Source organism: Variovorax sp. J31P207, from assembly GCF_030316965.1.
GTDB lineage: Bacteria > Pseudomonadota > Gammaproteobacteria > Burkholderiales > Burkholderiaceae_C > Variovorax > Variovorax ginsengisoli_B.
The window spans coordinates 108,707-117,995 of sequence record NZ_JASZYN010000020.1; the positions used below are offsets into that span (position 1 = coordinate 108,707).

Genomic DNA, 9,289 nt, shown 5'->3' on the forward strand with positions numbered 1-9,289 from the left:
GTTCCTCCTAGTGGCCGTTCAGGCGCGCCGGGCGCCGGCCGGCGTACGCGACACCGCGTGCCAGGCCGCCACCAGGGCCTCGGCGAAGGCCTCGTCGTTGATGTGCAGCGGCAGGCGCTGCAGCTGGCGGTCGGGGCCGCTGCGGAACGCCCGCTCGATGCTCGCGAACAGCTGTTGGTCGGCCTCGGGGTCGTGGAAGGGCTGGCCGGGCCGGTCGATCGCCGACACGCCGCCTTCGGGGATCAGGAAGCGCACCGGTCCGCGCATCGCATTGAGCTTGGCGGCGATGAACTCGCCGATCGCGCGGCATTCGTCGGCCGAGGTCCGCATCAGGGTCACGGTCGGGTTGTGGCGGTAGAGCCGGCGGCCCTTGAAGCGCTCCGGCACCGTGTCCCAGGCGCCGAAGTTGACCATGTCGAGCGCGCCGCAGGAGCCGACGTAGGGCAGGGCATGGCGGGCGAAGACGTCGAGCCGGGTGGGGCCGGCCGACAGCACGCCGCCGACGATCTCGTCGGCGATCTCGGTGGTCGAGACATCGATCACGCCGGCGATCAGGCCCGACTCGGCCAGCTTCTCCATCGACTGCCCGCCGACCCCGGTGGCGTGGAACACCAGGCAGTCATAGGCTTCTTCGAGGCGGTGGGTCACGGCCTGCACGCAGGGCGTGGTGACGCCGAACATCGTCAGCCCGATCGCCGCCTTGGTCACGGTCGACTCGACCGGGGGGTGCGCGATCATGCCGGCCAGCGCATGGGCCGCATTGGCCAGCACCCGCTCGCTGATGCGGTGGATGCCCTGCACGTCGGTGACCGAATACATCATGCAGATGTCGCTCGGGCCGACATAGGGACGGGTGTCGCCGCTGGCCATGGTCGAGACCATCATCTTCGGCACGCCGATCGGCAGTGCGCGCATGCCCTGGGTCGCCATCGAGGTGCCGCCGGAACCGCCGGCCGAGATGATGCCCCCCAGGTCGCGGCGGCTGGCGAGGAAAGCCTCGAAGGCCAGCGCCATCGCCGCGGTGGCGCTGCCCCGGTCGTTGCTGAACACCGCCGATTCGCCCTCCGGATGGTGTCGCGCGACCTCGCGCGGATGCACGCTGGCGGGCGAGGGCTTGCCGGAGGTCGACAGGTCGACCGTGACCACGCGCAGGCCCAGCTTCTCGATGCACTGGCGCAGGAAGGACAGCTCGCGGCCCTTGGTGTCGAAGGTGCCCGCGACATAGGCCGAGCGCTCGCTGCTGGCCGCGACCGGGAACTCGAACACGCGCGGCGAGGTGGCCGCCGGCTGCGGCGAGGCGGGTTCCGGCGCGGGCGCCACCAGGCGCACGATGTCGGCCACCGGCGCGGCGGTGCCGCCGGCGTTCCAGCGCGTGAAGCCGCGCACCGTGCTCGGCGCCAGGTCGTCGAGCGACGGGGCGCCGTCACCGTGGGCGCGGCGGACGGTGAAGACCTGGGTCGGCGGGGGACTGTCGTCCGCCGGGACGGCCAGCGGATCTTCGAACTCGTCGCCCTCGCCGCCGGAACGCACGCCGAGCAGCCGCTCCTGCAGTTCGCGGTCGGCCGCCAGCTCGGCCGCCGGCATCTCCCTGGTGATGCGGCCATTGACCATCAGGCCGATGCGATCGGCCACCGAGATGGCGACGCCGAGGTTCTGCTCGATCAGCAGCACCGCGATGCGGCCTTCGGCCGCCAGCTCGCGCAGGGCCTGCGCCACCTGCTCGACGATCACCGGCGCCAGCCCTTCGGTCGGCTCGTCCATCACCAGCAGCTTCGGGTTCAGCAGCAGCGCGCGCCCGATCGCCAGCATCTGCTGCTCGCCGCCCGACAGCTGGGCGCCGCCATGGCCGCGCCGTTCGGCCAGCCGCGGGAACATGGCATAGACGCGGTCGACCTCGCGCCGGCGGCCGGCCACCAGGCGCAAGGTCTCGTCGACCGACAGCGACGGCCACACCCGGCGCCCCTGCGGCACGTAGGCGATGCCGCGCTTCGTGATCTCGTTCGGCGCCAGGCCGAGGATCTGCTCGCCGGCCAGGCGGATGCTGCCGTGTGCCGGCACCAGCCCGGTGATCGCGTTGCACAGCGTGGTCTTGCCCATCCCGTTGCGCCCGACGATGCCCAGCACGCCGCGCTCCAGCGTCAAGGCGACACCCTGCAGCGCATGGGCGCGGCCGTAGTACACGTCGAGGCCGTCGATCACCAGGGTCGGCCCGGTGCTGGCCGGGCCGGGATCCCGGCCGCTGCGAAACCATGCCATCAGTGCCTGCTCCCCATGTAGATCGCCTGCACCTGCGCATCGTTCTCGATCTCGGCCGGCGTCCCGGTGCGCAGCACCCGGCCGTTGTGCATCACGGTGACCCGGTCGACCACGCGCAGCGCGATGTCGAGGTCGTGCTCGATCAGCACGAAGCTCATGTGGGGCGGCAGCGAAGCCAGCAGGGCGACCAGTTCGCGCCGCTCGACCGGCGACAGCCCGGCCGCCGGCTCGTCGAACAGGATCAGGCGCGGCGCGCCGGCCAGTGCCATGCCGATCTCGAGTTGGCGCTGCTGCCCGTGGGCCAGGTTGGCCACGCGCTCGTCGGCGATGTGGCTCAGGCGCGCACGGTCGAGCAGGTCGCGGGTGGCGCGGGTCGAGGCGTGGCCGCCACGCGCCCGCAGGAAGCTGAAGCGGCCGCTGGCCACGCCGCGCACCGCCAGGAACAGGTTGTCGCGGACCGTCAGGTCGCGAAACAGCAGCGAGGACTGGTAGGTGCGCCGCAACCCCTTGCGGATGCGGTCCTGCGGCGCCAGCTCGGTGATGTCCTCGCCGAAGAAATGGATGCGCCCCGCCGTCGGCGGGAAGTCGCCGGTGACGGCGTTGAAGAGCGTGGTCTTGCCGGCCCCGTTGGAGCCGAGGATCGCGTACTTCTGCCCGGCCGAGACGGTCAGCGACACGTCGTCGACCGCCCGCAGCGCACCGAAGGCGCGCGTCACCCCGTCCAGCCGCAGCGCATCGCCCGAGAGCAGCTGCGCGCCGGCGCCGGAAGCCGCGCCGCCGCGCGCGGCGCCCGGCTTGAGCGGGGTGATCGTGGCCATGCCTTTCGCGGTCCTACGTACGGCAGTCCGGCACGTCGCGCGTCCCGAGGCCCATCTTCTTGAACTCCGCCTCGGGCAGGCCCAGCGTCTGCGTGATGTTCGGCACCTGCTTCACGACCTTGTTGTAGAACGAGCCGTCGGGCGCCTTGGTCACTTCGGTGATGTAGGTGGTGCCGACGCCGTTGCGGTTGGCGTCGATCTTGACGTCGCCGGCCGGGCCCTTGAAGTTGGTCTTCTGCAGCGCCTCGCGGTAGGCCTTCTGGCCGTTCGACAGGTCGCCCTTGACCGCATCGAGGCCGTCGAGCGCGGCCTTGGTGTTGATGTAGTACAGGTAGGCGAACAGCGACGGGCTCGGGAAGCCGTCCTTGAAGTTGGCCTTGTAGTCGGCCACGAACTTCTTCCACTCGGGCGTATCGATCGAATCGGCCATCGGTCCGGCGGACGCGGTGCCGAGCAGCGATTCGCGCCGCTTGCCCTTGAAGTTCAACACCGTCTGGTCGACCGTGATCGAGCCGCCGACCATCGGCTTGTCGCCGCCAGCCTGCTCGTACTGCGTGAGGAAATTGACCGCGTCGGAGCCGCCCAGCACCACCACCAGCGCATCGACGTCCTTCGGGATCTTGGCGATCACCGAGGCGTAGTCCTTGGTGCCCAGCGGCACCCAGGCCTTGTCGACCACCTTGCCGCCCTTGGCGCAGTAGCTGGCCATGAAGCCCTGCACCTGCGAGTACGGGAAGCCGTAGTCCTCGGCGATCAGGAAGGTCTTCTTGTAGCCCTTGGAGAGCGCATGCTCGCCCAGGCCCACCATCCACTGCGCGCCCTCGGTGTTGAAGCGGTAGAAGTTTGGCGCCGGGTCGCCCAGCGTCGCCGCCTGCGCGCCCGAGGACCCGTTGATGAAGGTGATGTTGGGCTGCGTCTTGGCGTAGTTCTTGACCGCGATGCCTTCATCGCCCGACAGCGGGCCGATCATGATCTGGACCTTGTCCTGCTCGACCGCCTTGCGCGTCGAGTTGACCGCCTTGTCTGGCGTGGCGTCGGACGACACCTTGACGAACTCGATCTTCTTGCCCCCGGCCATGCCGTTCTTTTCCTTCAGCGCCATGTCGGCGCCGCGCATGCCGTCCTGGCCGGGCGCCGCGAACGGCCCCTCCAGCGAAGCCAGCAGGCCGATCTTCAAGGTCTCCTGGGCCTGCGCGAGGCCGCCCATCGTGACCATCACTGCGGCAGCCACGATGCTGCGCCCGAACACTTTCTTGCCTCTGCTCATGTCTCGCTCCTTCTTTTCATCGATGAATGCGGCCACGGCCGCGGGGGGTGAAAGAGGCGCCCAGACGATGGCGCAGGCCCTGCCAGAGGCCCAGCAACCCGTCGGGGGAAAACAGCACGATCGCGAGGAAGACCCCGCCGATCACGAGATTGAAGCGCTCGCGGTCGACCAGGTCGATGGCGAAGTTCTGCAGCAGCACGAACACGATCGCGCCGACGAAGGCGCCGATCGGATGCTTCATGCCGCCGAGCACGGCGATGATGAGGATGTTGATCATCGCGCCCACACCCACGGTGCCGGGCGAGATGCGGCCGTTGTACCAGACCATCAGCACGCCGCCGATCGCCGCCAGGAAGCCCGCCACCGCATAGGCGGCCACCCGGTGCGCCGTGACGTCGAAGCCCAGCGCCTGCATGCGGCGCGGGTTGTCGCGGATGCCCTGCAGCGCGATGCCGAAGGGCGCGCGAATCAGGTGCTTGACGAAGAAGTAGCCCGCCAGCGCGCAGGCCAGCACCAGGAAATAGAAGGGCATGGGCTGGCCGAAGTCGAGCCCGAATACCGTGGGCGGCCCGATGCGGCTGAAGCCCTGGAAGCCGTTGAAGACCGTGTAGTTCTGCTGCGCCAGATAGAAGAAGGCCACGCCCACCGCGAGCGTGATCATGATCGTGTAGATGCCCTCGGTGCGCACCGACAGCCAGCCGATGCCCGCGGCCACCACGGTGGCCAGCGCGACCGCGACGACCAGTGCCAGCCACCAGGGCCAGCCCAGGCTGATCGCCAGGTTGCTGCTGCTGCCGAAGATCGCCAGCATGTAGGCGGCGAAGCCGGCGACCGTCATCTGGGCCAGCGACACCATGCCGCCGTAGCCGCCAAGAAAGGTCAGCGACAGCGCGATCAGGCCCAGCGCCAGCGACTGGGCGCCGATCTGGAAGGTGAAGAAGGGCGTGGCCACGAAGGGGTAGCCGACCACGAACACCAGCACCAGCAGGTGGCGCAGCCGGATGGCCGACAGCGCCCGGCGCCACCAGGCCACGGCGGCTGCGGGCGCCGCGGCACCGGCGCCACGGGGCAGGGACGGCACCGGCACCACCGCGGACCCGCGCCCGCCGCGGGCCGGCACGGCTGCGCCTGCCGAACCGCTCATCGCCCGCCGCCAGCGCGCCGCGCTCACGTGCTCTTCCCCATCAGCCCGCGCGGCTTGAAGGCCAGCGCAACCACCATGATCACGAAGGTGAAGACCACGCTGTAGGTCGGCGCGTAGGCCAGCCCGAACTGCTCGGCCAGGCCGATCAGCAGGGCGCCGATCGCGGCGCCCACGACGCTGCCCATGCCGCCCACGATCACCACCACCAGCGAGGCCAGCAGGTAGCGCGTGTCCTCGCCGGGCGAGATCGACAGCGCCGTGCCGCCGACCACGCCGGCGAGCCCGGCCAGTCCGGCGCCGATCGCGAAGGTCAGCGCGAAGACCCGCTGCACGTTGACGCCCGAAGCGGCCAGCATCGCGCGGTCGTCGACGCCGGCGCGGATCATCATGCCGATCCGCGTGCGCGCCAGCAGCAGCCAGAGGCCGACGCCGATCACGATCGAGGCCAGCAGGACGAACAGGCGATAGGTCGGGAACTTGGCGACCAGCGGCAGCGTGGTGGAGCCGTAGATCCACGCCGGCGGATCGAAGGTGTAGATCTCGGCGCCCCAGATCCAGAGCATCAGGTCGGCCAGCACGATCGACAGGCCGATCGTGACCAGGGTCTGGCGCAGGTCCTGGCCCTGCATGTGGCGAAACACCAGCACCTGCATCAGCAGGCCCATCAGCGCCGCGGCGAGGAAACCGGCGATGACCGCCAGCACCCAGGAGCCGGTGCGTTCGCCGACGAACCAGCCCACATAGGCGCCGAAGAGGTAGAGCGAGCCGTGCGCGAGGTTGACGTTGCGCATCAGGCCGAAGACCAGCGTGAAGCCGCTGGCGACCAGGAAATAGAGCGACGCCAGGGTCATTCCGTTGAGCAGGGTCTTGAAGAAAAGGGTGTAGTTGTCCGAGATGGCCCAGACCACGAAGACCGCGATCGGCAGGCCGAACAGCAGCCAGAGGGCGACGCTCTTTTTTCTCACGCAGCACGCTCCCAGGCCCGCCGCGAGGCGATCTCGGGCGCCTTGGCGAACTCGCCGTCCTTCATCACGGCGAGGATCCGCTTCGGGTCGCGCAGGATCGACAGGTTGGCCAGCGGATCGCCGTCGACCAGCAGCAGGTCGGCCAGGTACCCGTCCTTGATGCAGCCGAGTTCGTCGGGCCGCATCATGATCTGGCCGCCGTAGAGCGTGGTCGAGCGGATCGCCTCCATCGGCGTGAAGCCGAGGTACTTGACGAAGAACTCGAGGTCGCGCGCATTCTGGCAATGCGGCGTGAAGGCGAAGCCGTAGTCGCCGCCGGGCAGCACGCGGATGCCGCGCTTGTGCATCTTGGCCAGCGACACGATCGCGGCCTCCCATTCGGTCTCGTAGCCCATGCCGACTGCCATCTCGTGCGTGACGCCGTAGGGCTCGGCCTCGTGCAGCATGGCGTAGAGGATCGCGATGCCGGGCGCGACGAAGACCCGGTCCTTGGCGGCCTCCAGCATGTCGATCGCCTCGTCGTCGACGAAGCTGGCGTGGTAGATCAGGTCGATGCCGTGCCGCAGCGCCTGCTTGACGCTCTCGGACGAACGCGCATGGGCGATGCCGCGCTTGCCGCGGATGCGCACCTCGCGCATCGCGGCCTCGACCTCCTCGTCCATCATCCAGGTGGTCTCGGACGGCGACTGCGGCGTGAAGTTGTCGCCCGACAGATTGAGCTTGACCGAGTCGACGCCGTACTTGAGGAACAGCCGCACCGCCTTGCGCATTTCCTCGGGGCCCGAGATGTTGACGCCGAAGCTGAACTCGGGGAAGGGCAGGTGGGGCAGGGTCTCGTCGCCGAGGCCGCCGACCACGGTGATCTCCTGGCTGGCCGCGAGATAGCGCGGCCCGGGGATCTGGCCGGCATTGATCGCGTTGCGGATCACGACGTCGAGCCGCGGCTTGGCGCAGGCGGCGCCGACGCACGAGGTGAAGCCGGCCTCGAGGTAGCGCTTGGCGACCTTGGCGCACCACAGCACGTGCTCTTCCAGGGGCAAGGTCTGGATCTCGGCCAGCGTGGCGGCATCATTCCACGAGAAGTGCGTGTGGGCCTCGCACATGCCGGGCATCAGCGTGGCGCCGGCGCCGTCGATCACGGTGGCGCCGCCGGGCGCGATCGGTGCCGTGCTGCGGCCGACCTGGCGGATCCGGTTGCCGCGCACCAGCACGCTGCCGGTGTAGGGGTTCTGCCCCGTGCCGTCGAGGATGCGGACATTGGTGAAGACGACATCGGCCATGTGCTTCTCCTGTCAGGCCGTGGCCCAGCGCGTGGTGCGCGCCGAGCGCAGCGGCGGCGCCCGATGAAACTCGCCGTCCTTCATGACGGCCATGATGCGGGCCTTGTCCTGCAGCACCGTGATGTCGGCCAGCGGATCGCCGTCGATCAGCAGGATGTCGGCCAGGTAGCCTTCGCGGATGTAGCCGAGCACCTTGCCCATTCGCATCATCGGACCGCCCCAGGCGGTGGCCGACAGCAGGGCCTCCATGGTGCTCATGCCGACATACTTGACGAAGTATTCGAGGTCCTTGGCATTGGTTCCGTGGGGCGTCCAGGCAAAGCCGTAGTCGCCGCCGGGCAGGATGCGCACACCGCGCCTGCGCAGCGCGCGCATGCTCTCGACCGCCGCCTCGAGCTCGCGGTGGTAGCCCATCTTCTTCGTCACCTCGGGCGTCAGGCCCCACTGGCTCGCGTGATGGGAGGTGTTGATGAGCCAGGCCAGCCCCGGCGCGATGAAGTGCTCGGTCTTGTGGGCCTCGAGCATGTCGAGCGCCTCGGTGTCGGTGAAGCTGGCGTGGTAGATCACCTCGATGCCCTGCTTGACGCACTGCTTGATCGACCAGGTGGAGCGCGCATGCGCGGCGACGCGCTTGCCCCAGGCCTTGGCCTCCTGCACGCAGACCGTGATCTCTTCCTCGGTGAACTGACTCATCTCGCTCGGCATGCCGGTGATCGACTCGCCCGAGAGGTTGATCTTCACGGAGTCGACGCCGTACTTGGCGAACATGCGCACGCAGCGGCGCATCTCCTCGGCGCCGCTGACGATCGCGCCGAAGGCAAACTCGGGCTGCGGCAGGTGCGGCCGGGTGGTGTCGCCGAGGCCGCCGGGCACGGTGATCTCCTGGCTGGCCGCGAGGTAGCGCGGACCGACGATAGTGCCGTCGTTGATCGCGTTGCGGATCACGACATCGAGCCGCGGCTTGGCGGTGGCGGCGCCGACACAGCTGGTCCAGCCCATGTCGAGGTAGCGCTTGGCCACCTCGGCGCACCACAGGATGTGCTCCTCCGGCGGCATGCGCTGGATGGCATCGAGGCTGGGCTGGTCGTTCCACGAGAAGTGCGTGTGGGCCTCGACCATGCCCGGCATCAGGAAGGCGCCGGCGCCATCGATCACCTGCACACCGGACACCGGCGCCGGGCGCGCGCCGTAGCCGGTCTTGACGACCCGCGCGATGCGGTTGCCCTGCACCAGCACGTCGCCGCTGAAAGGCGCCTCCCCGCCGCCGTCGAAGATCCGCACGTTGGTGAACAGGACGTCGGCCATGGTCAGTCTCCTACCTGGCTGTTGCTTGCAGGGGCGCTTGCGACGGCAGGGGCGCGTGCCGAGGGCACTGGGTGGCCCCCTCCGCTCATGTCCCCCGCCTTCGGCTCCTCCTTTACTTCGCTGCGGGGGCCACCCAGTGCCCTCGGCACGGGTAACAGGAGGTCGTTCAAGCTGATGAACGACGGCCGTGACGGCTCACGCCGATGGTGTGCTCTGCGCAGCGAAGTCAAGGAGGAGGCCGAAGGCCGGGGGAC

The 9,289-nt window shown here is 69.3% G+C and carries 7 protein-coding genes and 1 pseudogene; all 8 read right to left on the reverse strand.

From position 1 onward, the window contains the following. Window positions 1-18 precede the first annotated feature (18 nt). Window positions 19-1,266, reverse strand: coding sequence for a Tm-1-like ATP-binding domain-containing protein (locus QTI68_RS37260; protein WP_286529268.1), 1,248 nt, complete (start codon window positions 1,264-1,266; stop codon window positions 19-21). A 492-nt stretch (window positions 1,267-1,758) separates the two neighbouring features. Then, window positions 1,759-2,256: pseudogene (locus QTI68_RS37265) on the reverse strand (ABC transporter ATP-binding protein); the annotation flags it as partial. Further along, the gene (locus QTI68_RS37270) at window positions 2,256-3,074 is read right to left on the reverse strand and encodes an ABC transporter ATP-binding protein (protein ID WP_286529256.1); all 819 of its coding nucleotides are present in this window, start codon (window positions 3,072-3,074) and stop codon (window positions 2,256-2,258) included. The pseudogene QTI68_RS37265 and the gene QTI68_RS37270, both read right to left, overlap by 1 nt. A gap of 13 nt (window positions 3,075-3,087) precedes the next feature. Further along, complete coding sequence (locus tag QTI68_RS37275; protein ID WP_286529257.1) at window positions 3,088-4,341, reverse strand: ABC transporter substrate-binding protein; 1,254 nt, start codon at window positions 4,339-4,341, stop codon at window positions 3,088-3,090. A 16-nt stretch (window positions 4,342-4,357) separates the two neighbouring features. Then, window positions 4,358-5,485 (reverse strand): branched-chain amino acid ABC transporter permease, encoded by a 1,128-nt coding sequence (locus QTI68_RS37280; protein ID WP_286529258.1) that lies wholly within the window; start codon window positions 5,483-5,485, stop codon window positions 4,358-4,360. Between the two features lie 23 nt (window positions 5,486-5,508). After that, window positions 5,509-6,450: a branched-chain amino acid ABC transporter permease gene (locus tag QTI68_RS37285; RefSeq protein WP_286529259.1), complete on the reverse strand. Its 942-nt coding sequence runs from the start codon at window positions 6,448-6,450 to the stop codon at window positions 5,509-5,511. After that, window positions 6,447-7,730, reverse strand: a complete 1,284-nt coding sequence (locus QTI68_RS37290; RefSeq protein ID WP_286529261.1) for a metal-dependent hydrolase family protein — start codon at window positions 7,728-7,730, stop codon at window positions 6,447-6,449. Before QTI68_RS37290 ends, QTI68_RS37285 begins: the two co-directional genes overlap by 4 nt. Before the next feature lie 12 nt (window positions 7,731-7,742). Further along, complete coding sequence (locus tag QTI68_RS37295; protein ID WP_286529262.1) at window positions 7,743-9,035, reverse strand: metal-dependent hydrolase family protein; 1,293 nt, start codon at window positions 9,033-9,035, stop codon at window positions 7,743-7,745. Window positions 9,036-9,289 lie beyond the last annotated feature (254 nt).

What these genes read in the sequence shown, in the direction of transcription:
- QTI68_RS37270 (WP_286529256.1), bottom strand. Translation starts at nt 3,074, where the DNA reads ATGGCCACGATCACCCCGCTCAAGCCGGGCGCCGCGCGCGGCGGCGCG.
- QTI68_RS37275 (WP_286529257.1), bottom strand. Translation starts at nt 4,341, where the DNA reads ATGAGCAGAGGCAAGAAAGTGTTCGGGCGCAGCATCGTGGCTGCCGCA.
- QTI68_RS37280 (WP_286529258.1), bottom strand. Translation starts at nt 5,485, where the DNA reads ATGAGCGGTTCGGCAGGCGCAGCCGTGCCGGCCCGCGGCGGGCGCGGG.
- QTI68_RS37290 (WP_286529261.1), bottom strand. Translation starts at nt 7,730, where the DNA reads ATGGCCGATGTCGTCTTCACCAATGTCCGCATCCTCGACGGCACGGGG.
- QTI68_RS37295 (WP_286529262.1), bottom strand. Translation starts at nt 9,035, where the DNA reads ATGGCCGACGTCCTGTTCACCAACGTGCGGATCTTCGACGGCGGCGGG.